Source organism: Microbacterium sp. MYb66 (assembly GCF_002979435.1).
Lineage (GTDB): Bacteria > Actinomycetota > Actinomycetes > Actinomycetales > Microbacteriaceae > Microbacterium.
Map to the genome: position 1 here is coordinate 22,445 of NZ_PCOV01000010.1, position 23,861 is coordinate 46,305.

Annotated in this window: 21 protein-coding genes; 16 read left to right on the plus strand and 5 right to left on the minus strand. The window is 67.2% G+C overall.

Annotation, left to right across the window (positions count from 1 at the left end; all coding sequences use genetic code 11):
* Positions 1–38: 38 nt before the first annotated feature.
* Together CQ045_RS16200 and CQ045_RS16205 are read right to left on the minus strand one after the other, a co-directional pair.
* The gene (locus CQ045_RS16200; RefSeq protein WP_105725579.1) at positions 39–959 is read right to left on the minus strand and encodes a sugar kinase; all 921 of its coding nucleotides are present in this window, start codon (positions 957–959) and stop codon (positions 39–41) included.
* Positions 956–2,164 (minus strand): MFS transporter, encoded by a 1,209-nt coding sequence (locus CQ045_RS16205; RefSeq protein WP_181156611.1) that lies wholly within the window; start codon positions 2,162–2,164, stop codon positions 956–958. The genes CQ045_RS16200 and CQ045_RS16205 overlap by 4 nt, the downstream gene beginning before the upstream one ends.
* Positions 2,165–2,554: 390 nt before the next feature.
* On the opposite strand from CQ045_RS16205, the gene nrdH reads away from it, so the two are divergent.
* Genes nrdH through nrdF form a run of 4 tightly spaced genes read left to right on the plus strand, consistent with a single transcriptional unit; the run spans position 2,555 to position 6,395 of the window.
* Positions 2,555–2,788, plus strand: coding sequence for a glutaredoxin-like protein NrdH (gene nrdH / locus CQ045_RS16210; RefSeq protein ID WP_105725583.1), 234 nt, complete (start codon positions 2,555–2,557; stop codon positions 2,786–2,788).
* Positions 2,789–2,794: 6 nt separating this feature from the next.
* Positions 2,795–3,229, plus strand: a complete 435-nt coding sequence (gene nrdI, locus CQ045_RS16215) for a class Ib ribonucleoside-diphosphate reductase assembly flavoprotein NrdI (RefSeq protein ID WP_029262703.1) — start codon at positions 2,795–2,797, stop codon at positions 3,227–3,229.
* A complete protein-coding gene (nrdE, locus tag CQ045_RS16220) occupies positions 3,226–5,370 on the plus strand; it encodes a class 1b ribonucleoside-diphosphate reductase subunit alpha (protein WP_105725585.1) in 2,145 nt (714 codons plus the stop codon). The genes nrdI and nrdE overlap by 4 nt, the downstream gene beginning before the upstream one ends.
* Positions 5,371–5,417: 47 nt before the next feature.
* Complete coding sequence (gene nrdF / locus CQ045_RS16225) at positions 5,418–6,395, plus strand: class 1b ribonucleoside-diphosphate reductase subunit beta (RefSeq protein ID WP_017828866.1); 978 nt, start codon at positions 5,418–5,420, stop codon at positions 6,393–6,395.
* Between the two features lie 16 nt (positions 6,396–6,411).
* On the opposite strand, the gene CQ045_RS16230 is transcribed toward nrdF, so the two are convergent.
* Complete coding sequence (locus CQ045_RS16230; RefSeq protein WP_181156612.1) at positions 6,412–7,410, minus strand: hypothetical protein; 999 nt, start codon at positions 7,408–7,410, stop codon at positions 6,412–6,414.
* A gap of 216 nt (positions 7,411–7,626) precedes the next feature.
* On the minus strand, positions 7,627–9,084 hold the full coding sequence (locus tag CQ045_RS16235) for an amidase (protein ID WP_258131107.1): 1,458 nt from the start codon (positions 9,082–9,084) through the stop codon (positions 7,627–7,629).
* Positions 9,085–9,203: 119 nt separating this feature from the next.
* On the opposite strand from CQ045_RS16235, the gene CQ045_RS16240 reads away from it, so the two are divergent.
* From CQ045_RS16240 to CQ045_RS16285, 10 genes are all read left to right on the plus strand, one after another.
* The gene (locus CQ045_RS16240; protein WP_105725589.1) at positions 9,204–10,799 is read left to right on the plus strand and encodes an ABC transporter substrate-binding protein; all 1,596 of its coding nucleotides are present in this window, start codon (positions 9,204–9,206) and stop codon (positions 10,797–10,799) included.
* A 17-nt stretch (positions 10,800–10,816) separates the two neighbouring features.
* The gene (locus CQ045_RS16245) at positions 10,817–11,743 is read left to right on the plus strand and encodes an ABC transporter permease (RefSeq protein WP_105725721.1); all 927 of its coding nucleotides are present in this window, start codon (positions 10,817–10,819) and stop codon (positions 11,741–11,743) included.
* Positions 11,736–12,632 carry an ABC transporter permease gene (locus tag CQ045_RS16250; RefSeq protein WP_181156613.1) on the plus strand — a complete coding sequence of 299 codons (897 nt, stop codon included), beginning with the start codon at positions 11,736–11,738 and terminating at the stop codon, positions 12,630–12,632. Before CQ045_RS16245 ends, CQ045_RS16250 begins: the two co-directional genes overlap by 8 nt.
* Positions 12,633–12,744: 112 nt before the next feature.
* Positions 12,745–13,302 carry a GbsR/MarR family transcriptional regulator gene (locus tag CQ045_RS16255; RefSeq protein WP_146115263.1) on the plus strand — a complete coding sequence of 186 codons (558 nt, stop codon included), beginning with the start codon at positions 12,745–12,747 and terminating at the stop codon, positions 13,300–13,302.
* Positions 13,295–14,923, plus strand: a complete 1,629-nt coding sequence (locus CQ045_RS16260) for an ABC transporter ATP-binding protein (protein WP_105725595.1) — start codon at positions 13,295–13,297, stop codon at positions 14,921–14,923. The genes CQ045_RS16255 and CQ045_RS16260 overlap by 8 nt, the downstream gene beginning before the upstream one ends.
* Positions 14,920–16,341 (plus strand): M14 family zinc carboxypeptidase, encoded by a 1,422-nt coding sequence (locus CQ045_RS16265; protein ID WP_105725597.1) that lies wholly within the window; start codon positions 14,920–14,922, stop codon positions 16,339–16,341. The genes CQ045_RS16260 and CQ045_RS16265 overlap by 4 nt, the downstream gene beginning before the upstream one ends.
* Entirely contained in the window at positions 16,338–17,903 is a 1,566-nt protein-coding gene (locus CQ045_RS16270) for a leucyl aminopeptidase (RefSeq protein ID WP_258131109.1), read from the plus strand. The genes CQ045_RS16265 and CQ045_RS16270 overlap by 4 nt, the downstream gene beginning before the upstream one ends.
* Positions 17,900–18,538 (plus strand): FMN-binding negative transcriptional regulator, encoded by a 639-nt coding sequence (locus CQ045_RS16275; protein ID WP_105725599.1) that lies wholly within the window; start codon positions 17,900–17,902, stop codon positions 18,536–18,538. The genes CQ045_RS16270 and CQ045_RS16275 overlap by 4 nt, the downstream gene beginning before the upstream one ends.
* The gene (locus CQ045_RS16280) at positions 18,535–19,563 is read left to right on the plus strand and encodes an ornithine cyclodeaminase (protein WP_105725601.1); all 1,029 of its coding nucleotides are present in this window, start codon (positions 18,535–18,537) and stop codon (positions 19,561–19,563) included. The genes CQ045_RS16275 and CQ045_RS16280 overlap by 4 nt, the downstream gene beginning before the upstream one ends.
* A gap of 18 nt (positions 19,564–19,581) precedes the next feature.
* Positions 19,582–20,400: a sulfite exporter TauE/SafE family protein gene (locus CQ045_RS16285; RefSeq protein WP_105725603.1), complete on the plus strand. Its 819-nt coding sequence runs from the start codon at positions 19,582–19,584 to the stop codon at positions 20,398–20,400.
* 76 nt (positions 20,401–20,476) lie between these two features.
* On the opposite strand, the gene CQ045_RS16290 is transcribed toward CQ045_RS16285, so the two are convergent.
* Positions 20,477–20,971: a hypothetical protein gene (locus CQ045_RS16290; RefSeq protein ID WP_105725605.1), complete on the minus strand. Its 495-nt coding sequence runs from the start codon at positions 20,969–20,971 to the stop codon at positions 20,477–20,479.
* 93 nt (positions 20,972–21,064) lie between these two features.
* On the opposite strand from CQ045_RS16290, the gene CQ045_RS16295 reads away from it, so the two are divergent.
* Positions 21,065–22,807 carry a DUF4304 domain-containing protein gene (locus tag CQ045_RS16295; RefSeq protein ID WP_105725607.1) on the plus strand — a complete coding sequence of 581 codons (1,743 nt, stop codon included), beginning with the start codon at positions 21,065–21,067 and terminating at the stop codon, positions 22,805–22,807.
* Between the two features lie 10 nt (positions 22,808–22,817).
* Positions 22,818–23,825 (plus strand): hypothetical protein, encoded by a 1,008-nt coding sequence (locus tag CQ045_RS16300; RefSeq protein ID WP_105725609.1) that lies wholly within the window; start codon positions 22,818–22,820, stop codon positions 23,823–23,825.
* The last annotated feature ends 36 nt before the right edge of the window (positions 23,826–23,861 follow it).

Below are 23,861 nucleotides of genomic sequence, written 5' to 3' on the forward strand. Positions count from 1 at the left end.
GGCCCTTCCCCGTCCGGGGTCCGGCCACGCCCGGGCGTTCAGTCGAGCGGAGGCAGCGGCGGCAGATCGGCGGCGATCGTCAGCACGCGTTCCGCCGCGGCGTGACCGGCGGAGAGACGTGCGGCGAGGTCTGCCCCGTCGAGCGTCGCCGCCAGGAAGCCGGACGCGAACGCATCCCCGGCGCCGACCGGCTCGACGACATCGACGACCGGCGCGGGCACGAACACCGGCTCGGCATCGCCCTCGAAGGCCGTGGCGCCGACGTCGCCGTCCTTGACGACCAGGAGCGCGCAGTGGGGGAGGAAGGCGCGGATCTCGGCCGGCGTCACCGTGCCCCAGATGCGCTCGGCCTCGTCGCGCCCGACGAAGGTGATGTCGGCGGCATCCGCCAGGCGCGCGAGCGTCCCGGCCGCATCTTCCCGACTCCACAGCGGGCGGCGGTCGTTCACATCGAACGACACGAGGGCGCCTGCCGTGCGCGCATCGGCGAAGAGCCGATCGACCATCTCTCGGCACGACGCGGAGAGGGCGGGCGTGATGCCGGTGGTGTGCACGATCCGGACGCCCTCGAGCTGCGGGGCCGTCAGGAAGCCCGGCTCCATGCGGGAGGCGGCCGACCCCCGGCGGTAGTAGTAGACGGAGGAGGATTCGGCTCCCGGGTCCTTGAACATCACTCCGGTCGGGGCGGCATCGTCGCGCTCGACCCACAGCTCCACGCCTCGACGCTGGAGCTCGGAGGCGATGCGGACCCCCAGGGGGTCCGCGCCCAGACGCGACGCCCAGGCGACACCGTGTCCGGTGGATGCCACCCCGGCGGCGACGTTGGACTCCGCGCCGGCGAGGCCGATCGTCGCGTGGCCGGCCTCGGCGAGTCCGGCATCGGTCGGAGTGATCAGCGCCATGGTCTCGCCGATGCAGACGATCTCGGGGACGGAGGTCGGGGAGGAAGGAGTGCTCATGAAGGGGTGACCGCCAGGGGTTCGGTATCGGGATGGGGGCTCGCGTCGCGGTGACGCAGGTCGGGGAAGGAACGGACGAAGACGACGGAGACGATCAGTCCCGCCGCAGCGAAGATCGTGGCAGCGAGGTAGGCGCCGCGCCAGTCGCCGACGTCCACGAGGAAGCCTGCCACGGCGGAGCCCGCGGCGGCTCCGATGAGCTGGCCGGTACCCGCCCAGCCGAATGCCTCGGCGGTCTCGCTGAACTTGACGCTGGCCGAGGTGATGGCGAAGAGGACGGCGAGGGCGGGGGCGATGCCGATCCCGGCGAGGATCAGGGTTCCGCCCAGCCAGAAGACATTGAGCATGACCATCGTCAGACCGAGTCCGATCGCGACGATCAGCAGACGGCGCGCCATGGCCCAGGGGCCGATCGGGATGTGCCCGAACGCCAGGCCGCCGGCCAGGCTCCCGGCCGAGAACACGGCGAGCACGAGCCCCGCGGCGAGGCTCCCGTGCTCGAACGTCGCCACGACGCCCACCTCCACGGCGGCGCAGGCGCCGATCAGGAGGAACCCGATCACGGTGGCGAGCATGACGGGCGGCTTGAGCACGACCTTGCCCAGGGCGTTGCGGCTGCGCGGGATCCGCACCCGGCCGACTTCGGGGGAGAGGATGAACCAGGCGCCGCCGCCGACCAGGACGACGGCCACCAGCAGCAGGCCCTCCATGGTGCCGATCTGGGTGGAGACGAGGGTGATGACGACCGGCGCCAGCACCCAGATGATCTCCTGCAGCGAGGCGTCGAGGGAGAACAGCGGCGTGAGGTTCGAGGAGTTCACGAGCTTCGGGTAGATCGTGCGGACAGCGGCCTGGACCGGCGGGGTGGAGAGGCCGGCGACCATCCCGAGCGCCATGTAGCCCGGCACGTTCAGCGGAAGGACGGCGAGGCCCAGCACCGCCAGCACACACACCGAGAGCGTGAGCGTGATCACGCGTCGCATGCCCCAGACACCCATCCAGCGACTGGTGATGGGGCCGGCCACCGCCTGTCCGACGCTGGTCGCGGCGAGGACGAGGCCGGCGGATCCGTACGATCCGGTCTGCTGCTCGACGTGCAGCAGGATCGCCAGGGACATCATCCCGTTGGGGAAGCGCGCGGTCAGCTGAGCCGCGATCATGCGCGCCACGCCGGGCGTGCGAAGAAGATCCCGATATCCCGCCACCAGACAACGGTACCGGGCTGTGATGCGGGCGTCGAAGCCGCCTCCGTCGCGACACGCCCGCGACACGCCGAAGGACGATTTCCACAGGAATCCGGATGTCGGTGGGTCGGCGTAACGTCCGGCCTGTGGATGGATCGTTCACAGGCGCTTCCCAGCCGCGATTTCATGCGGTTCGAGTGCGTCGCGAAGGGGTCTCAGCCTGTGGAAGAAACGGTGGAGAACCTGTGTTGTATCTGTAGAGAACGGTGGATAACTACACGGATGTAACTACTACCCCTTGTGGTCACACCCAATGTCCGTCCCCATATGTAGTATTGAAGTCCCGGCAGGGGGTCTACCGGGAAAATGCCTGATTAGCAGCAGGCCAGAGATTTGAGGGGTTACGAAAAGATGTCGATCACGGTCTACACCAAGCCTTCCTGCGTTCAGTGCAACGCGACCTACCGCGCCCTCGATGCCAAGGGCATCGAGTACGACGTCCTCGACCTTTCCGAGGACCCGACGGCGCTCGAGCAGGTCAAGGCGCTCGGCTACCTGCAGGCACCCGTCGTCGTCACCGACGAGGGGCACTGGTCGGGCTTCCGTCCCGACAAGATCGACGAGCTCGCCTCTCGTCTGGCGTGACGCCCCATGAGCGCCGTCGCGACCGCAGCGCCGCTCCTGATCTACTTCTCGAGCGTGTCGGGTAACACTGCGCGCTTCATCGAGAAACTCGGGCTTCCGTCCCGACGCATCCCCCTCCACCGCCATGAAGAAGATCTCGTCATCGACGAGCCCTTCGTCCTGGTCACCCCCACCTACGGCGGGGGCGCGGGGCGCGGCGTCGAGAAGGGCGCCGTCCCCAAACAGGTGATCCGGTTTCTCAACGACGAGCGCAACCGGCGCCACATCCGCGGCGTGATCTCCGCGGGCAACACCAACTTCGGCGATGCATTCTGCCTCGCCGGCGACATCATCAGCCGCAAGTGCCACGTGCCTCACTTGTATCGGCTCGAGATCTTCGGCACACAAGACGATGTGGATCGCGTGAGCGACGGATTGGAACGACGGTGGCAGCTTCAGTGACCGAGACAGTGGCATTCAAGGCGAACCCCTCTTACGAGGGTCTCGACTATCACGCCCTCAACGCGATGCTCAACCTGTACGACGCGAACGGGAAGATCCAGTTCGACGCCGACAAGCGCGCCGCGCGGGAGTACTTCCTGCAGCACGTGAACCAGAACACGGTGTTCTTCCACTCGCTCAAGGAGCGCCTGGACTACCTCGTGGAGAAGGAGTACTACGAGGGCGCCGTCATCGAGAAGTACTCGATGGAGTTCATCCAGAAGCTCAACGATCTCGCCTACGGCAAGAAGTTCCGCTTCGAGACGTTCCTCGGCGCGTTCAAGTACTACACGAGCTACACGCTCAAGACGTTCGACGGCAAGCGCTACCTCGAGCGCTTCGAGGACCGCGTCGTGATGACCGCCCTCGGTCTCGCCGACGGTGACGAGAAGCTCGCGGTCGCCCTCGTCGAGGAGATCATCTCCGGCCGCTTCCAGCCGGCGACCCCGACCTTCCTCAACGCCGGCAAGGCACAGCGCGGCGAGCTCGTCAGCTGCTTCCTGCTGCGCATCGAAGACAACATGGAGTCGATCGCCCGCGGCATCAACTCGGCGCTGCAGCTCTCCAAGCGCGGCGGCGGCGTGGCCCTGCTGCTCTCGAACATCCGCGAGTCGGGGGCGCCGATCAAGCAGATCGAGAACCAGTCCTCGGGCATCATCCCCGTCATGAAGCTCCTCGAAGACAGCTTCAGCTACGCGAACCAGCTCGGTGCGCGTCAGGGTGCGGGTGCGGTGTACCTCAACGCCCACCACCCCGACATCATGCGCTTCCTCGACACCAAGCGTGAGAACGCCGACGAGAAGATCCGCATCAAGACCCTGTCGCTGGGTGTCGTCGTTCCCGACATCACGTTCGAGCTCGCCAAGAACGACGAGGACATGTACCTGTTCTCCCCGTACGACGTCGAGAAGGTCTACGGCGTTCCGTTCGGTGACATCTCGGTCACCGAGAAGTACCGCGAGATGGTCGACGACCCGCGCATCAAGAAGACCAAGATCAACGCGCGCGAGTTCTTCCAGACCGTCGCCGAGATCCAGTTCGAGTCCGGCTACCCGTACGTCATGTTCGAAGACACGGTGAACAAGGCCAACCCGATCAAGGGTCGGATCAACATGTCCAACCTCTGCAGCGAGATCCTGCAGGTGAACACGCCGACCACGTACAACGACGACCTGTCGTACGACAACATCGGCAAGGACATCTCCTGCAACCTCGGCTCGATGAACATCGCGCTGTCGATGGATGCCGACGACCTCGGCCAGACCGTCGAGACGGCCATCCGCGCCCTCACCGCGGTCAGCGACCAGAGCCACATCGGCTCCGTGCGCTCGATCGAGGACGGCAACGACCGCTCGCACGCGATCGGCCTCGGCCAGATGAACCTGCACGGATACCTCGCCCGCGAGCACGTGTACTACGGCTCGGAAGAGGGCATCGACTTCACGAACATCTACTTCTACACGGTGCTGTTCCACGCGCTGCGTGCGTCGAACAACCTCGCCATCGAGCGTGGCACGACCTTCGACGGGTTCGAGGACTCGACCTACGCGTCGGGGGAGTTCTTCGACAAGTACATCGACCAGGCGTGGGTCCCCGCGACCGAGAAGGTCAAGGAGCTCTTCGCCGGCAAGCACATCCCGACCCAGGACGACTGGGCCGAGCTGAAGGCATCGATCCAGAAGCACGGCATCTACAACCAGAACCTGCAGGCCGTCCCGCCGACCGGCTCGATCTCGTACATCAACAACTCGACGTCGTCGATCCACCCGATCGCGTCGAAGATCGAGATCCGCAAGGAAGGCAAGCTCGGTCGCGTCTACTACCCGGCGGCGTTCATGACGAACGACAACCTGGAGTACTACCAGGACGCGTACGAGATCGGCTACGAGAAGGTCATCGACACCTACGCGGCTGCCACGCAGCACGTCGACCAGGGGCTGTCGCTGACGCTGTTCTTCAAGGACACCGCCACCACGCGTGACATCAACAAGGCGCAGATCTACGCATGGCGCAAGGGCATCAAGACGATCTACTACATCCGCCTGCGTCAGCTGGCGCTCGAGGGCACCGACATGGCCGAGTGCGTCTCGTGCATGCTCTGACCTGTTGACCCGCGAACACAGCTGAACCCCGAGAGACGACGAAGAAAATGACTCCTGAAAGACTCAAGCTGGTCTCCAGCGTGCAGGCGATCAACTGGAACCGCATCCAGGACGACAAGGACCTCGAGGTCTGGAACCGTCTGGTGAACAACTTCTGGCTGCCGGAGAAGGTGCCGCTGTCGAACGACGTGCAGTCGTGGAACACGCTCACCCCCGACGAGCAGCTGCTCACCATGCGGGTGTTCACCGGCCTGACGCTGCTCGACACGATCCAGGGCACCGTGGGTGCGGTGTCGCTGATCCCGGACGCGATCACGCCTCACGAAGAGGCCGTGTACACGAACATCGCGTTCATGGAGTCGGTGCACGCGAAGAGCTACTCCTCGATCTTCTCGACGCTCGCGTCGACGAAGGAGATCGACGAGGCGTTCCGCTGGTCCACCGAGAATCCGAACCTTCAGAAGAAGGCTCAGATCATCATGGACTACTACCAGGGCGACGACCCGCTCAAGCGCAAGGTGGCCTCCACCCTGCTGGAGTCGTTCCTCTTCTACTCGGGGTTCTACCTGCCGATCTACTGGTCGTCGAAGGCGAAGCTGACGAACACGGCCGACCTGATCCGCCTCATCATCCGTGACGAGGCCGTGCACGGGTACTACATCGGATACAAGTTCCAGAAGGGCCTCGAGAACGAGACCCAGGAGCGTCGTGACGAGCTCAAGGACTACACGTTCTCGCTCATGTACGAGCTCTACGACAACGAGGTGCAGTACACGCAGGACCTCTATGACGGCGTCGGTCTGACCGAAGACGTCAAGAAGTTCCTGCACTACAACGCCAACAAGGCCCTCATGAACCTGGGCTACGAGGCGATGTTCCCCTCGAGCGTCACGAACGTGAACCCGGCGATCCTGTCCGCGCTCTCGCCCAACGCCGACGAGAACCACGACTTCTTCTCGGGGTCGGGCTCGTCGTACGTCATCGGCAAGGCCGAGGCCACGGAAGACGACGACTGGGACTTCTGATCCTTCGGAGATGAACTCAGGCGCGCCCGTCGGCCAGGCGGGCGCGCCGCTCCTCCTCGCGCTTCGAGTACGTGGCGGCGCGGATCGCATCGTCAGATTCCAGGCCTGTGCCCAAGGCCCCGCCGAGAGTCGCCGCCGATGCGACGAACCAGGTGAGCACGAACAGATCGCCGACGCCGACTGTTCGGCCGAGGGCTTCGCTCATCACCGTCGTGTCGAGCACGAACAGAGCCCAGGCCAGGTTCACGAGGTACAGCGCCAGATAGCAGATGATGATGCCGATGGTCAGAGTCAGCAGCGTCGAGGTGTTGTAGAGACGGGATCTCTCCCGCGCCTGCGGTGAGTCATCGTCGGGACGGTCCCAGAGCCTGCCGTCGATCACGATCCAGGCGATGACGATCGCGATGGAAGCCAGTGTCGCTGCAGCCAGACGCCAGCCCGACAGCGAGATGGCAAGCGACCATATCGTCGGCTCGATCGTCGCCACCGCGCCGGTCGCCAGGGCAGCGACCAGTGCGGACTTGAGCCCGGCGGCGAGCAGCCACGGACGGTTGGCCAGCACCATGCCAAGAAGCACGCGCCCACGGGCGCTGAGCCGGGGCAGCGGCAGGCGCTGCTCCTCAGGCGAGGCGGGTTCAGCCATCCCGTCGACGAGCCCCTGCACCGCGTGGCGGGCGCGAGTCTGCACCCGGAAGCCGCCAAGGGCGGGCAGCGACAGCACCGCGGACAGGCGTCGAGGATCGATTGCGGCCAGCAGGTAGCGGCCGTCATCATCGCGAACGGGGAGCTCGGTGACGCCGATGACGAGATCCCACCGCTTCTGGTCGGCGTGCGCACGAAGTCGTTCCAGGGCGACGTCGACGTCTTCAGACCCGAGGGTGAACGGCTCGCTGACGAGTTCGACGATCCAGCCGTCGGTCTCAGCGGCGAGCGGCGGCCTGAGGTCGGTCATCCGACGGGCGACGGCCGTGGGCGAAGCCGGGTCGGCCACGAGGCCCACGCGGATCGGCTCCATCTCCGCAACCTACACCCGACTCCAGTCGGCCGCATCGGCATCTGCAATTGCCGAGCCGTTCAGCTTCCGTCTGTCGAGTGAGCACAAGAACCCGGCCGTCGCAAGGCGACCGGGCCGATCGGCGGGCAGGTGCGACGGCACTCGATCGACTCGCGTGCGCGACGTCGGTCACCGTTCCCGGCGCGGCGGCGGAAGCGGTGCGGGCTCGAGGCGGCCTCACAGGGCGGGGTGTCGCCGGTGGTGCTCGGTGATTTCCTCGAACGCCTGCGCGGCGAGCAGGAGGTCGACGTCGCGACCGGGAGCGGCCACGAACTGCACCCCGACGGGCAGCCCGTCCGGCGTGAAGCCGGCGGGAACCGATACCGCCGGGCAGCCGGTCGCCGAGATGATCGTCGATGCCCGCATCCACTCGAGATAGTTCGACAGGTGCGCTCCTCCGGCTTCGCGCGGGAACTCCATCCGGGCATCGAACGGGGCGACCTGTGCTGTGCTCAGCACGAGCAGATCGTGCGTGGCGAAGTACGATGCGACCGTCGCCGCGAGGCGGCTGCGCGCCTCGTCGGCGGACACGAGTTCGTCGACCGTGAGGGCGAGCCCCATCTCCGTGTTCCAGACCACCGCGTCCTTGATCTCATCGCGATGCTCGCGCACGAGGTCGCGGTAGTCGGCGGCGAAGTCGTAGGCCCTGGTCACGCGGAACACCTCGTCGGCGTCGCGCAGGTCGGGGATGTCGTCATCCACCCGAGCGCCCGCGCTCGCGAGCACGTCCGCCGCGGTCCGAACGATCGCGTCGACCTCGGTATCGATGGGGAACAGACCGTTCAGATCGCTGGAGAACCCGATGCGGAGCCCCGACAGGCCGGCACCCGCACCGTGGCGATCCGGGTGGGTGAACTCGGCTCGGTCGAAGACGGAGCCGGGCTCCGCGACCGATAGCGGCGCGCCGGCGGCCGGACCACAGGCGACCGACATCATCAGAGCGACGTCGCCGACGGTCCGCGCCATGAATCCGGGCTGAGCGAGCCATTCCCAGGGGTTCGCGGGCAACGCGTGGGGGATGCGGCCGTTGGTCGGCCGCATCCCCACGATGTTGGTGAACGATCCCGGCGTCCGAAGAGATCCGCCCATGTCCGATCCATCGCCGGATGCTTGCATACCGGCGGCGATCGCCACGGCGGCCCCGCCGGACGATCCTCCCGCTGACCGGGTCGTGTCGAACGGGTTCACCGTCGTGCCGAACACCCTGTTGAACGTGTGGGAGCCGGCGGTGAACTCGGGGACGTTGGATTTGCCGCTCGTGACGACGCCGGCGGCCCGCAGTCGCGCGACGATCAGCGCATCCTTCTCCGGAATGTTGTCGAGCAGCAGCGCGGAGCCGCGTGTGGTCCGCAGACCGGCCACATCCGTGGAGTCCTTATGCGTCATCGGGACGCCGTGGAGGGCGCCGATCGGCTCCCCGGCGGCCTGGCGGGCATCCGCCCGATCAGCGCGGTCGAACGCGCGCTCGTCGTCGCGAGTCACGATCGCGTTGAGCGCGGGGTTCACGCTGTCCATCCGGGTGAGGTGGTCGGCGAGCGCTTCGCGCGCGGAGACCTCGCCGGCGGCGATACGAGCCGCGAGCTCCCGCGTGCTCAGCCAGGTCAGCTCCGACTCATACGCGACGGGAGAGATCACCGGGGGCTCCTTATGTTTCGTGGAAGTATCGCTTCTGTTGCAGCTTCCGAACATACTGTACGTTTAGAAAATATTAAACGTAAGGTGAACGGACCCCCAACTACTCGAGGAGGAGTTTTATGAACGGTCTGCGGAAAGCCGCCATCGCAACGACAGCCATCATCGCCGTGGCACTCACCGGATGTGCGAGCGACGGGGCGGATGACGCTGCCGACGACTCGCGAGAACTCGTGATCGGAACCGCCGATCCCGTGCCGGATCTCACCCCCGGTCGTCAGAGCAACGTGTACGGGCTGATGATGTCGGTGTTCAGCCCGCTCACCTTCGTCGACGCGGAGGGCGAGCTCGGCTACGTCGCCGCCGAATCGGTGGAGAGCGACGACAAGGTGACCTGGACGGTCACGCTGCGTGATGACTGGACTTTCCATGACGGAACACCGGTGACCGCTCAGGACTACGTCGACAGCTGGAATGCGGTCGCGCTCGGCACGAACGCATTCGCGAACTCCGGGCAGCTCGCCTCGATCGAGGGGTACTCAGACCTCAACCCCGCGGAGGGCGCCCCCGCCACCGACCGGATGTCGGGGCTGCAGGTCGTCGACGACCACGTGTTCACGGTCTCGTTGACGCAACCTGACAGCCAGTTCCCCGTGCAGCTCTCGCAGGCGCAGACGGCCTTCTACCCGATGCCGCAGAGCGCGTTCGACGATCTGGCGGCGTACGGGAAGAAGCCGATCGGCAACGGGCCCCTGGCGATCAAGGACGCGTGGGTCGAGGGCGAACCGATCGTCGCTGAGCGATTCGACGACTACAAGGGTAAGGAGTCGACGGTCGACAAGATCACCTGGGTGCCCTACAGCGATCGACTGACGTCCTACACCGACGCTCTGGCGGGCAACCTCGATCTCACGGCGGTCCCTGCAACGCGGGCGATGCAGGTGTCGAGCGACTTCGACGAGGAGAACATCTACAGCTTCTCGGCACCCGGGATGAACTACCTCGGAATCCCCTACTGGGACGAGCGGTTCTCCGACATCCGTGTACGACAGGCGATCTCCATGGCCATCGACCGGCCTGCGATCAACGAGGCGATCTACGGGGGCCGCAACAAGCCGGCCACCGCATGGACCCCCGCCGTCATGCCGGGTAACCCCGACGGCGTCTGCGGCAAGTACTGCGAATACGATCCGGATGCCGCGGCCGCCCTCCTCCAAGAGGCCGGCGGATTCGACGGCGAGTTGACGATCCACTTCCCCGGAGGCGCCGGTCACGAGGACCTGTTCAACGCGATCGCCAACTCCCTCCGACAGAACCTCGGAATCGAGGCCGTCGCCCGTCCCTCGGTCGGCTGGGCTGAGTTCGGTGAAGCGCGCAACACCCAGACACTCGACGGCCCCTTCTTCTCGCGCTGGGGTGCTCTCTACCCGAGCCAGCAGTCGACGCTGCGGGCGATGTTCTCGAGCGCACCGGTCTGCAAGAACTGCGGGGGAGCACTTTCGCCCGACGTGGATGCGGCGCTGAAGAAGGCAGATCTCATCGGTGGTGAGGACGGAACCGCCTACGCGGCGGTGCAGAAGGTCCTCGCCGAGAACTTCCCGATCGTGCCGTTGTTCGACGAGTCCTACAACTACGTCACCTCCGATCGCATCGCGAAGCTGACCGCCTCGGGAGTGGGGGAGCCCATCCTCACCGAGATCGTCCTCACCGACGACTGATACGCGACGACTCGTATATGTGGAGATTTCTCGCCCGGCGATTGCTGGAACTCGTCGTCGTCTTCATCGGCGTCACGTTCGTCATCTACTGCGCGGTGTTCCTGCTGCCCGGAGATCCGATCGAGGCTCTGGCCGGCGACCGGCCCCTCCCCGAGAGCGTGCAGCAGCAGCTGCGCGAGCAGTACGGGTTGGACCAGCCCATCTGGCAGCAGTACCTGAACTACCTCGGCGGGCTTTTCCAGGGAGATCTGGGCACGACATTCACCGGTCAATCCGTGAGTGAGCAGATGGCCAGCCGCTGGCCGACGACGATCACCCTCGCCCTCACCGCGTGGGCGCTGACGGTGCTGATCAGCGTCGTCCTGGGGCTGGTCGCCGGTCTGCGGCAGGGATCGGCGGTCGACAGGTCGGTGCTGCTGGGCACCATCATCGCGGAATCGGTGCCGGTGTTCGTCATGGGCATCACGGCCCAGTACGTGTTCGGCATCATGCTCAGGTGGACACCCATCGCCGGCGTCGGCGATGGGTGGCCACGGGCCTTCATCCTGCCCGCGCTGATCATCGCGATCTACGGACTCGCGGGGGTGTCACGCCTCATGCGAGGCAGCGTGATCGACACCATGCAGTCCGACTTCGTGCGCACCCTGCGCGCGAAAGGGCTCTCGCGTCGGAGCATCGTCGGGCTGCACGTCACCCGCAACGCCGCCGCCCCGGTGGTCAACGTGCTGGCGATCCAGTTGGGCTCGCTTCTGGGCGGCACCGTGGTGATCGAGGCGATCTTCAACATCAACGGGGTGGGTCAGCTGCTCTACAAGGCCATCCAGGATCAGGAGGGCACGCTCGTCGTGGGGGTCGCCACCACGCTCGTCCTCATCTTCCTGATCACCAATGTCGTCGTCGACGTCATCTCCTCGCTTCTCGACCCCAGGATCCGCAATGACTGAGCCCGCGACCGTAGCCATCGATGGGAACTTCGACCGCGCGACCACGCGCGGACTCGGGGCGACGCTCCGCGGTCGCCTGCAGTTCTGGGTGAGTGTCGTCCTCCTGGGCTGTCTCGCGATCATCGCCGTGATCCCGGGTCCTCTGTCCGGGCTCTTCGGGCAGAGCGATCCCCGCTCCTGCGACCTGTCGGCTTCGAACAAGCCGCCCGGACCGGGGCATCCGTTCGGCACGGATGTGCAGGGGTGCGACGTCATGGCGAATGTGCTCTTCGGCACGCGCACGTCGCTGTTCATCGGACTCACAACCACCGCGATCTGCCTGATCGTCGCGGTCGTCCTCGGCGCGCTCGCGGGATACCGCGGGGGATGGGTCGACTCGCTCATCGCGCGCGGCGCCGACGTCGTGCTCGGATTCCCGTTCCTCCTCGGAGCGATCATCGTGCTCAACACGGCACCGGACCGCACGCCCCTGCTGCTCTCCGCGGTGCTCGCCTTCTTCTCCTGGCCGACGTTCGCGCGTCTCATCCGCAGCTCGGTCAAGGAGGTGCGCGAACGCGAGTTCGTGCAGGCGGCGCATGCGCTGGGGTTCTCGCCGATGCGCGTCGTGCTGACGCACGTGCTCCCCAACTCGCTCGCGCCCACACTCGCGATCGCCGCCACGATGGTGGGTGGAGTCATCGGGGCGGAGGCCACGCTGACCTTCCTCGGTGTCGGTCTCGTTCCGCCCTCGATCTCGTGGGGCGTGCAGCTCTCGACCGCGCAGTCGTACTTCCAGCTCGCCCCCCACACCGTCCTGTTCCCCAGCATCTTCCTGACGGTCACCGTGATCAGCCTCATCATGCTCGGAGATGCCCTCCGGGATGCGCTCGATCCGCGGGGGAGATCATGAGCGTCGCGCGCGGGAGAGCGACCCGCGGCGTCGCTAGCCTGTGGGAATCACCCGCACGACACCGGTCGTCGTCGCGGTCACGGAAGAACGAAGAGGGAAGGGGCGTCTCGACATGACGCTGGATTCACTGAGCGACGAGATGAGCGATTTCATCGATCGGTTCACGGATGCCTGGGAGCTGATGCGAGGCAAGAGGATGAACGGGCGGGTGCTCGGTCTGCTGATCATCACGGACGAGCCTTCGCTGACCTCCGCAGATCTGGTGCGGCTGCTGGATGCGAGCCCGGGAAGCATCTCGACCGCGACTCGTGCACTCATGGGCTCCGGGTACATCACCCGGCTGTCGGTCTCGCACAGTCGGGTCGCGCACTTCCGCGCGGAGGAGGACGTGTGGGGCGCGTTCCTCAGCCGGGAGAAGGTCGGCCTCCAGCGCATGGGCGAGGTGCTGCGGACCGCGATGTCGACCTCCGTCGGATCGGAACCCGCACCGGCTCGCCGACTGCGCAACGGCAGCCGATACATGGCGTGGGTCGATCAGTTCCATCACAACCTCCTGGACCAGTGGCGCGCGTACCGCGATCAGGACGAGGACACGCCGCCGCCGGCTCAGCTGCCCGACGAGATGATCGCCGCGATCAGACAAGACAGCGATCGGAGCGACCGTGAGTGAACCCCTTCTGAGCATCAATGACCTCGCCGTCGACTTCGGCAGCCGACGTGGCGGTTCGGTGCGGGCGGTCAACGGGGTCTCGTTCGACGTCGGACGAAGAGAGATCGTCGCCGTCGTCGGCGAGTCCGGCTCGGGGAAGTCCGTGACGGCGATGAGCGTGCTGGGCCTGCTCCCCGACGGCGCCGAGGTGACCGGCAGCATCGTGTTCGACGGCGAGGAGCTGCTGGATCTCGATGAGCGTGCGATGCAGAGGATCCGGGGGCGCCGCATCGCCGTGATCTTCCAGGACCCGTTCAGCGCCCTCGATCCCGTCTTCACCGTGGGGTTTCAGATTCGTGAGACTCTGCGCAGGCACTTTCCTGAACTCAGTGCGAGCGATCGCAGGAAACGTGCGGTCGAACTGCTCGCCTCCGTCGAGGTGCGCGATCCGGCTCGACGTGCTCGCTCCTACCCGCACCAGCTCTCGGGCGGTCAGGCGCAACGCGTCGTCATCGCGATGGCTTTGGCGTGCGACCCCGAAGTGCTCATCGCCGACGAGCCGACGACGGCTCTCGATGTGACCGTGCAGCGCGAGATCCTCGACCTCCTCCTGCGCATCCGTGAGCGCGAGGGCACGGCCGTGCTGCTCATCACGCACGACATGGGGGTCGTCGCCGACGTGGCGGACCGTGTGGTGGTGATGCGACACGGCCAGGTCGAGGAAGTGCAGACAGTCACCCGGATCTTCCAGAATCCCGAGGCCGCGTACACGCGCCAGCTCCTGCAGGCGGTGCCCCGCCTCGATATGGCGGTCCGCGAGTCGATCGCCGATGATCTCCCCGTCCTCGAGGTCGACGGTCTCACCGTCGAGTACCGGCAGGGGATGAGATCGGTGACCGCGGTCGAGGATGCGTCGCTGAGCATCGCGCGCGGTGAGATCCTGGCGCTGGTCGGTGAGTCGGGTTCGGGCAAGTCGACCATCGGCAAGGCCATCACGGGTCTCGCTCCCGTGACCGACGGTCGTATCGTGATCGACGGCGTCGACGCCGTGCGGGCTCCGCGTCGCGAAGCGATCGAACTGAAGAAGAAGATCGGCATCGTCTTCCAGAACCCGCAGGGAGCTCTGGATCCCCGTTGGACCATGGGCGAATCGATCGGTGAGCCGCTCCGCGTGCATCGGCGCCTCCGCGGACAGGCGTTGAAGGCACGCACCGACGAGCTGCTGGATGCGGTCGGGCTCTCGCGTTCGTGGAGCACGAGGTACCCGCATGAGCTGTCGGGCGGGCAGCGGCAGCGTGTGGCGATCGCCCGCGCCCTCGCCCTCGACCCGCTGCTGTTGATCGCCGACGAGCCGACGTCCGCTCTCGACGTCTCGGTGCAGTCCACCGTGCTCGAACTGTTCCGCCGTCTGCAGCGCGAGCTCCGCTTCGCATGCCTGTTCGTCAGCCACGATCTCGCCGTCGTCGACAGTCTCGCCGACAGGATCGTCGTGATGAGCAACGCCCGCATCGTCGAGCAGGGCGACCGACGTGAGTTGTTGTCGAACCCGCGCGAGGACTACACCCGACGGCTTCTTGCGGCCGCACCGGTGCCCGACCCGAACCAGCAGCAGATGAGAAGAAGAGAAAGAGAGCGACTATGACCACGGAGGCGATGGCAGCCACGGTCTCGGACGACGAAATCGTGATGCGGGCATCCTCCCTGCCGGGGCTCGACGGATATCCCACGGTCGACGAGATTCTCGAGCGCATCGAGGCGCTGCGAGCCGAGTTCCCCGACCTGCTGACCAGGAGGCGCGTAGGCACCTCTCGACTCGGCGAGCCGATCATGGAGTACACGCTCGGCGCGGGCGACGTCGATGCTCGACACACGCGCTGCCTGGTCGTCGGTGGCATCCACCCGAACGAGCCGATCGGCTCCCACACGGTCCTCCGCCTGCTCGACGACCTCCTGCGTGACGCCTCGCTGCGGGGACGCCTGGCGACCGTCTGGCATGTGATCCCGTGCATCGATCCCGACAGCATGCGGCTGAACGAGGGATGGTTCGACGACCCGTTCGACGCGGAGACCTACTTCCGCAACTTCTACCGGCCGCCGGGACGCGAGCAGGTGGAATGGACGTTCCCGATCGACTACAAGCAGAAGTACTTCGACGCGACGCTCCCCGAGACGCAGGCCCTGCAGCGGGTGATCGACGAATTGCGCCCTGACCTGTACATCCCCCTGCACAACTCCGAGACGGGCGGCGCGTACTACTACCTGTCGCCGGCGGCTCGCGACCTGTCGCCGCTCCTTCATCGACTGCCGGCGGAGTTGGGAATCCCCCTTCACCTCGGAGAACCCGAGGCGGCGCACCTGGCGGAGTTGGCTCCCGCCGTGTTCGCGTCCGGCACGTCGGAAGAGGCCTACGAATGGCGGGTGCAGAATGATCTCGATCCGGTGCCGCCCGGCGCGGCAGGTCAGTCTTCGACCAGTTACGCGAGCCGCTATGGAACGGTGTCCCTGATCGCCGAGCTGCCGATCTGGCGCACGTTCGGCGCTGACGATACCCGTCCGTCAGGGACGAACTACGCGGATCTCCTCCGCGGGGCGGGGGAGGCGCTGATCGAGACGGGCACACGGCTGTCCGCACTCCTCGAGCGGGTCCGACCGCTTCTGACGCTCGACTCGCCCTTCCTGCGCAGCGCCGAGGTGTTCGTCCCCGGGATGTCTCGGGTCGGACAGCACATGGTCGAACGCTCCCAGGACCCGGCGAACGACCGGGAGGCGAGCGTGGCCGAGCGCCCCATGTCGGTCGTGTGGATGTATCGTCTGCGCTTCGGCGGTGCCCTGCTCCGCGCGCTGAGGGCAGAGGTCGCGGCCGGATCGGCGCCGGTGCTCGTCCGCCGGGCGGCGTTCGAACTCGACCGCTCGTGGATCGGGTGGCTGGCGCAGCGCGAAGCCGACGAGCGGCCGGAGGGGATTCCCGTCGCCGATGTCGTCGGCGTGCAGTACGGCGCCGTACTCGGACTCGTCGCGCACCACGGTCGTCGGGCCCTCGGCGAGGAGGAGGCATCGTGAGCCGCTCCGAGACCGTTCTGCCCGCACTGAAGCGCATGGTCGGAGATGCTGCCGCCGCTGATATCGACGTTCTCGTCGTCGCCATCGGCACCCGCGAAGGGCGCCTCGAGGTGAGCGCACCGTCTCTCTCCGATGCGGTCACGCGCGAGCTCGTCGAGGCCGCCGAAGCAGTCGGTCACCGCGGCACGCACGGAGCCCTGTCGCGCATCCCCTCCGGGGCATCGATAGCGGCTCGGTCGGTTCTGCTGGTGGGGCTGGGCGATCTCGCTGGGGATGTGGACAAGGGCGGCTCCGTGTCGGACGAGTCCCTGCGACGAGCGGCCGGCTCGGCCCTGCGTTCGCTCGAATCCGTGGCGCGCGTGGGGCTCGCATTCCCCGTGACCGATCTCGCCGGTGCTGAGGCGGTCGGGCTGGGCGCGTTGCTCGGCGCGTATCGATACACGGCTCATCTGTCCGACGGTGGCACGGCGAACACCGATCGCGTGATCTCGCTCGCCGCAGACCAGGCTGTGCAGCCCGCTCTGGATCGCGCCCGACTGCTCGCCCGGGCCGTCGCAGCGACACGGGATCTGGTGAACGCGCCGCCGTCGCACCTGTTCCCCGCGTCGTTCGCGGACGTGGTGGCGGAATGCGCTCAGACGGTCGCAGGCGGCGAAGTCGTGGTCGAGGTCATCGGGGAGGACGAGTTGCGCGAACGAGGATTCGGCGGCCTGATCGGCGTGGGGTCGGGATCCGATCGTGGTCCCCGACTCGTCAAGGTGTCGTATGCGCCGGCGAGCGCGGACCGGCATCTGTCCCTCGTGGGCAAGGGCATCACCTTCGATTCCGGCGGGATCTCGATCAAGCCTGCGGCGAACATGGAGAAGATGAAATCCGACATGGCGGGTGCCGCCGCGGTGGTTCAGGCGCTGTTCGCGATCGCCGAACTGTCCCTTCCGGTGCGGGTGACCGCCTGGCTCGCTCTCGCAGAGAACATGCCCTCCGGCTCCGCAGTGCGCCCCAGCGATGTGTTGAGCATCTACGGCGGCAAGACGGTCGAGGTGATCAACACCGACGCGGAAGGCCGACTGGTCCTCGCCGACGCTCTCGTCGCAGCGCAGGAGGAGGAGCCTGATCTCCTCATCGATGTCGCCACGCTCACGGGGGCACAGGTCGCAGCACTCGGCTATCGGACATCCGCCGTCATGGGTGCTCCCGCGGCGACCAGGGCCGTCATGAGCGCGGCCGAGGTCGCCGGAGAGTCGATGTGGGTGATGCCGATACCGGAGGAAGTGTTCGCCGGCTACGAGTCGAAGACCGCGGACCTCAAGAACACGGGCAAGCCCGGTGGGGGGATGATGGGAGCAGCGGCATTCCTCCGGGCGTTCGTCGGTGAAGACGTCGCCTGGGCGCACCTCGATATCGCCGGTCCGGCCTACAACTCGGAACCGGGATACGGCTACATCACCCCGGGCGGGACGGGGGTGCCGGTCCGAACGCTCGTCGAAGTCGCGCAGAGGATGGCGTCCGAGGTTCGAGAACCGGAGCCCGGAGAGTCGCCTCTCTCCCGGACGCAGATATGAGGCACGCCGACGACTACGCGTTCGACGACGCCGATGGTGTCCGTGCGCTCGTGCGCGACAACCCGTGGGGCACGATCGTGAGCTTCGTGCCCGGCAAGGGGCTCGTCGCGTCGCATTACCCGCTGCTCCTCGAGGAGGACGCCGAGAGCATCGTGCTCGTGAGCCATGTCGGTCGCCCGGACGAGCGCCTGCACGAGCTGGGCGCGCACGAGGTGATGGTGATCGTCTACGGCCCGCAGGGCTACATCTCGCCGAGCTGGTACGACACCTCGCCTGCCGTGCCGACCTGGAACTTCGCGGTCGCGCACCTGCACGGCACCCCCGAGATCCTCTCCGACGAGGAGAACCTGCAGGTGCTCGACCGCTTGGTCGCGCATTTCGAGACCGCGCTGCCCGAGCCGTTCCTGATGCACCAGACGCTCGAGAACACCGCGTACGCCGAGCGGATCGTGCACGGCACGGTCGGTTTCCGGCTGCGCGTCGACAGGTTCGAGGCGAAGGAGAAGATGAGCCAGGACAAGCCGGTCGAGGTCGTCGACCGTGTGATCGAGGCGCTCGGCGAGCCGGGCCCTTACCAGAACCCCGCACTCGCCGACCGGATGGCGCGGGTGCACGGAAGAGAGCAGGACGCATGACCGCCTTCGTGGGAGTCGCCGACATGGTGACCTGGATCGCCGAGCACGGCGCCGAGCAGATCATGGCCGAGATGGCCGACACGATCGAGGCCGACTTCCGTCGGTGGGAATCGTTCGACAAGAGCGAGCGGGTGGCCAATCACACCCCGTTCGGCGTGATCGAGCTGATGCCGATCAGCGACCCCGACCTGTACGCCTTCAAGTACGTCAACGGGCACCCCTTCAACCCTGTGCGCGGCTTCCAGACCGTCACGGCGTTCGGTGTGCTCGCCGACGTGCACAACGGCTACCCGGTGTTCCTCGCCGAGATGACGATGCTCACGGCCCTGCGCACCGCGGCGACCTCGGCCATGGTCGCCCGAAAGCTCGCACGCCCCGACTCGGAGGTCATGGCGATGATCGGCGCGGGCAGCCAGGCCGAGTTCCAGGCGCTCGCGTTCCGCGCGGTGCTCGGCATCTCCCGCCTGCGCGTCTTCGACGTCGACGAGGCCGCCTCGGCCAAGCTGCTGCGCAACCTCGCCCCGTTCGGATTCGACGTGACCGTGTGCGCCTCGGCGTCCGAGGCCGTATCCGGTGCCGACATCGTCACCACCTGCACGGCCGACAAGGCGGTCGCGCAGGTGCTGACGGATGCCGATGTCGCACCCGGCATGCACATCAACACGATCGGCGGCGACTGCCCCGGCAAGACCGAGCTCGACCCGCGGATCCTCGAGCGCGGCCCGGTGTTCGTCGAGTACGCGCCGCAGACGCGCGTCGAGGGCGAGATCCAGAACGTCGCGCCCGACTTCCCGGTGACCGAGTTCTGGCGGGTGCTGAACGGCCTCGACGACGGTCGCACCTCGCCGGCGCAGATCACGATCTTCGACTCCGTCGGCTTCGCGATCGAGGACTTCTCGGCGCTGCGGCACCTGCGCTCGAGCGTGGCCGGCACGGAGCTCTCCCGCGAGATCGACCTGGTCGCCGCGCCGGAGGACCCCAAGGATCTCTTCGGCTTCACCACCGTCCCCGTGCCGGTCGCCTGACCGATCGAGCGAGAGCCCATGCCGACTCGAACTCATCCCGAGGGCGCCCCCGCAGCCGGGCCGAGAGTGTCAGCGGCAGCACTCATCGTCCTCGGCCTCGCCGCCGGTTACCTCTCGGGTCTGTTCGGGGTGGGCGGCGGCGTGATCGTCGTGCCGATTCTGCTCTTGCTCGGAGTCGACCAGCGGATCGCCGCAGGCAGTTCGGTGACAGCGATCCTCCCGACCGCCGTCGTCGGGGCCAGCGGCTACGCGATGTCGGGGAGTGTCGACTGGATCGCCGGACTGCTCTTGGCCGCCGGCATCGTCGTGGGTGCCCAGCTCGGTGTGTGGTTGCTCGCTCGGCTGCCACGGGACATCCTGTTCTGGGCGTTCATCGGCTCTCTCGTCCTCGTCGTGGTGAGTCTGTGGCTGGTCGTCCCCCAGCGGGAGGACGTCATCGCCATGACCCCATGGGTCGCCGCGGCGCTCATCGCGGTGGGATGCATCACCGGAATCCTCTCCGGCCTGCTCGGCATCGGAGGCGGCATCGTCGTGGTCCCGGTCCTCATCGTCTTCTTCGGTGCCAGCGACGTCATCGCCAAGGGGACGACGTTGCTGATGATGGTGCCGGGCTCCATCTCGGCGACGATCGGCAACGCTCGTCGCCGCAACATCGATGTGCGCATCGCCGCCATCGTCGGGCTCGCGGCCTGTGCGGCCTCTCCTCTGGGGGTCTTGACCTCCCAAGCGCTCTCGCCGTTCTGGTCCAACGTCGCCTTCTCTCTTCTGATCGCCGCAGTGCTGGCACAACTCGTCGTCAGGAGGGCCCGTGGGCGCTCGAACGATCGGCGGGGCTGAGGTGGTGCGACCGAACACACGTGCCGAGCGTCCGAATGCCGCGGCCGCTCGTCCTGCGGGGCAGCGGCCCCACCGCTCACTCCGGGACGATCGACTCGATCCGCGTCGAGCGTGCGAGCATACCCGCGAGCACGAAGACAGCACAGCCGAAGGCCGTCTGGAGCAGCAGCGAGGGCAGACCGGTCGCGCCCCAGAACAGTGACAGGACGATCAGCAGGCCACCGGCGATCATCGGTCCTGCGGCGATGCGGAGGAGCAGCGCACGTCTGGTCGCGGGGCGCGGAAGCAGCAGCACCATCGCGAGCGATCCGCTGCTGCCGATCAGCACGCCGAGTGTGGCCTGCAGCAACGCGGCCTGGCCGTACATCCACGCGGGATAGGACAGGGAGCCGCCCGACCACGCCACGGACAACTGGCCGAGCAACAGCCCGACAGGGCCGAGGATCGCGCCGACCACCGCACCCGCGAGAACCATCGCGACCGCGAGGCGGATGGCGTACCCCACGCTCCACCAGCGTCCGACCTCGGCGTGGTCGGAGCGCGTGTAGCCGCCTCCCGAAATGTCGGACATGCGTCGACTCTAGCGGCGGCGTCGACGGGGAGACACGCGCATCGGTCTCTAGACTTCGGGGATGCGTATGAGCCGAAACCGACACCGCGAGACATGCCTCTGACGCGGGAGAGCCTCCTCCAGCAGATGGAAGTGGCTCTGGACCGCATCGGCGTCGGCATGAACGAGTGGCCCGACGGGGTCGACGTCAAGAAGCTGTCACCGCGTGATCAGCTCGTGGCCCTGCTGCTGATCATGGACGTCAGTCCCGCGCGGGTGAACGGGTGGCCCTTCCGATCAGCGGAAGACAAGATGGTCACCTCCCTGCCACGGAAGACCCTGCCGTGGGACTCCGACACCGCGGTGTTCGCTCTGCAGGCGGCGCTGAAGGTCGATTGCATGAACTACATCTGCGGGCCGGCGCTTCGAGGTGCGGAGAAGGCGATGGCGGCGGGGCACGTCGGCCCCGCCCTGTACGAGGCGATCGACGCCTGCGCGACCCACCTCGCGGGCCTCATGCACGGGCGGATCGCGCCGCGCTGGAAAGTCGACAAAGACCTCAAGACGGCCAATCGGCTGCTGGCCTCGTTCCTCCCGCCGGGTGTGCTCGACCTGACGGCGGTCCATGACGGCGACGAGTGGGCGGAACGGGCGCGGCAGCTGGCCCGTGCACATCCCGTGGACGACGTGGAGCCCGTGGTGCGTCACCTCGCGCTCCTCGGGCACAAAGCGCCGTCCCAGACCTGGCAGCGGCAGCTGCAGGAGGTGCTGCGTCCGGCCACCGCCCGGCTTCTCGTCGCGGAATGGGTCGCTGCTGCGCGGGAGACCGGGGTCGCCGCCGACGGACATCTCTATGCGCCCTCGAACGAAGATCTGGTCCGAGCGGCGGTCATCGCCGCACGATCGATGTCCGAAGCGGAGGTGCCCTCGGAGCTGTTGGGAGCCCTGGTCCGGCAGGGCGCCGAGACGCGACCCCCCTCCACCGAGTCCCTGGCGCTTCGCGTGGCCAGCGCCGCCGTGGACACACTCTCGCAGCGCGCCGCCGAGAGCGACCTGGCCGAGTTGGAACGGCTCCTCGACGGCATCTCCCGCCGCGACCTGCTGAAGCGGATCGGCGCCGCGCTCGGACCCGAGGCCGTCGCACGCGCCGAGAAGCGCGATACCGACCTCAAGAAGGAGAAGGCCGCGGCCGTGCGGGCGAAGGCGAGTCCCATCCCGAAGCTCCTGCGCGGCGAGGTCGACCGCATGCTGGACGAACGCGTGAACGGCACGATGCGCGAGCTGGGCTTCCGCAAGTCGGGCCGTACCTGGCGCCGGTGGGTGGATGCGCGTGTGGAGCTCGTGGACTTCTACTCCAGTGATCTGTACATGAGTGTGCAGTACGGGGTCCTGTTCGAAGGACTGCATCCCGAGGACGGCCCTGCGCCGCAGCGCGACCCGAAGCGGGTCAAGCCCTTCGAGCTCGACCTGCTCGTGTCCGAGACCGGGTGGTTCGCCGAGGACGAGGTCCTCGACCTGCTCGCCGAACGCGTGCGCACGGAGATCGTCCCGTTTCTGGAGCGCTGCGGGGACCGCACCGCGCTCTTCGAATTGCTGCTGCACGGGGTGGGCCTGCCGCCGGTCCTCAACCGCGGGGATCCGCGGTTCCGCGACACGGACTACTCGGTGTCGTTGCGCAGGCGACCCGCGCAATCCGGTCTCGCGCTCGGAGCGCTCGCCTGCCTCGACGGCGACCGTGCCGCTGCGGAGAGCTGGCTCGGTGCAGCCGATCGACAGGTCGAGCCGCTCAGCCACCACGGAACCGCGTCCGAGATCGACTACTGGCGAGCACGCGTCGCGGCCCTGCCGGCGTCGTAGCATCCTCCCGATGACCGAGGAGACGGCCACTGAGGCGCGGGTGCGCGTGAAGGTGACACGGACGTTCGTGCGCAACCCGCTGATCGTGGGCACGGTGCTGCTGCTCGTCGCCATCGGGTTCACGCTCGTGGGCGACGATCTGAGCTTCTTCCCCTTCCTGCTCATGCTGATCGGGGGCTGGTGCTTCGGCTTCGCGTTCGTGAACGCGACCATGGACATGGTTCCGGCCCGCAACGGGGCGATCCTCCACGTCGCCGTCGCCGTCGTGCTCGGTGCGCTGGTCGCCTTCGTGATCGAGTTCGGGGGAGACCTGCTCGACCCGTTCCCCGAGTCGGTGCGCGGTGTCGCTGTGGTCCTGCAGCTCGCGGCGGTTCCGGCGACCGGCTGGATCTGGCTCGGGCTCCTCAGCCGCGTCACCGATCTCTTCCGTCGTCGGGACGCGAAGAAGAGGCCGCTGCCGGTGACGCCGGCGTGGGAACGAGAGGAGAGCGGGGACGGGTCGATCGTGCGCTTCCCCGCCATCGAGCTCCGGATGCGCACGCTCACCCAGGCGATCGTCGCGATCGTCGTGGTCGTCGGGCTGCTCGGTGTCGCGCTGCTCATCGCCCTCGACGACATCGTGATGCGGATGGGGCCGCGGATCGCGCTCCTCCTCCTGGGGATCGTGCTCGGACTCCCGGTGTACCTGCTGCTCACGGCGATCCTGCGACGACGGACCGCGCAGTGCACGGTCGCCTTCGGGAACGACGAACTCCGAGTCCGGGTGGGCGCCGAACTCCACACGATCCCTTTCCGTGAGCTGGAGCTCCTGCGCTGGCGGACGCGCAGCGACTACGCCCGTATCGAGGTGCGCGGTGCCGGTGCGGACCTGTCGCTGGTCGCCGGGATCGCGAAGCCCCCGCGCGGGTTCTCCGCCGAGCTCCCCCCGTTGCCCCGGCGCGTGTACCGCCGGTTGGAACTCGCCGGACTCGCGCTCGAGAAGGCGCGCCGCGACGAGGTCATCACCTTCCGGCGATGATCCGGATCGATGCCGGTGTCGGTGGTGCGTGCGATC

What these genes read in the sequence shown, in the direction of transcription:
- CQ045_RS16200 (WP_105725579.1), bottom strand. Translation starts at nt 959, where the DNA reads ATGAGCACTCCTTCCTCCCCGACCTCCGTCCCCGAGATCGTCTGCATC.
- nrdH (WP_105725583.1), top strand. Translation starts at nt 2,555, where the DNA reads ATGTCGATCACGGTCTACACCAAGCCTTCCTGCGTTCAGTGCAACGCG.
- nrdI (WP_029262703.1), top strand. Translation starts at nt 2,795, where the DNA reads ATGAGCGCCGTCGCGACCGCAGCGCCGCTCCTGATCTACTTCTCGAGC.
- nrdF (WP_017828866.1), top strand. Translation starts at nt 5,418, where the DNA reads ATGACTCCTGAAAGACTCAAGCTGGTCTCCAGCGTGCAGGCGATCAAC.
- CQ045_RS16230 (WP_181156612.1), bottom strand. Translation starts at nt 7,410, where the DNA reads ATGGAGCCGATCCGCGTGGGCCTCGTGGCCGACCCGGCTTCGCCCACG.
- CQ045_RS16240 (WP_105725589.1), top strand. Translation starts at nt 9,204, where the DNA reads ATGAACGGTCTGCGGAAAGCCGCCATCGCAACGACAGCCATCATCGCC.
- CQ045_RS16245 (WP_105725721.1), top strand. Translation starts at nt 10,817, where the DNA reads ATGTGGAGATTTCTCGCCCGGCGATTGCTGGAACTCGTCGTCGTCTTC.
- CQ045_RS16250 (WP_181156613.1), top strand. Translation starts at nt 11,736, where the DNA reads ATGACTGAGCCCGCGACCGTAGCCATCGATGGGAACTTCGACCGCGCG.
- CQ045_RS16255 (WP_146115263.1), top strand. Translation starts at nt 12,745, where the DNA reads ATGACGCTGGATTCACTGAGCGACGAGATGAGCGATTTCATCGATCGG.
- CQ045_RS16265 (WP_105725597.1), top strand. Translation starts at nt 14,920, where the DNA reads ATGACCACGGAGGCGATGGCAGCCACGGTCTCGGACGACGAAATCGTG.
- CQ045_RS16275 (WP_105725599.1), top strand. Translation starts at nt 17,900, where the DNA reads ATGAGGCACGCCGACGACTACGCGTTCGACGACGCCGATGGTGTCCGT.
- CQ045_RS16280 (WP_105725601.1), top strand. Translation starts at nt 18,535, where the DNA reads ATGACCGCCTTCGTGGGAGTCGCCGACATGGTGACCTGGATCGCCGAG.
- CQ045_RS16285 (WP_105725603.1), top strand. Translation starts at nt 19,582, where the DNA reads ATGCCGACTCGAACTCATCCCGAGGGCGCCCCCGCAGCCGGGCCGAGA.
- CQ045_RS16290 (WP_105725605.1), bottom strand. Translation starts at nt 20,971, where the DNA reads ATGTCCGACATTTCGGGAGGCGGCTACACGCGCTCCGACCACGCCGAG.
- CQ045_RS16295 (WP_105725607.1), top strand. Translation starts at nt 21,065, where the DNA reads ATGCCTCTGACGCGGGAGAGCCTCCTCCAGCAGATGGAAGTGGCTCTG.
- CQ045_RS16300 (WP_105725609.1), top strand. Translation starts at nt 22,818, where the DNA reads ATGACCGAGGAGACGGCCACTGAGGCGCGGGTGCGCGTGAAGGTGACA.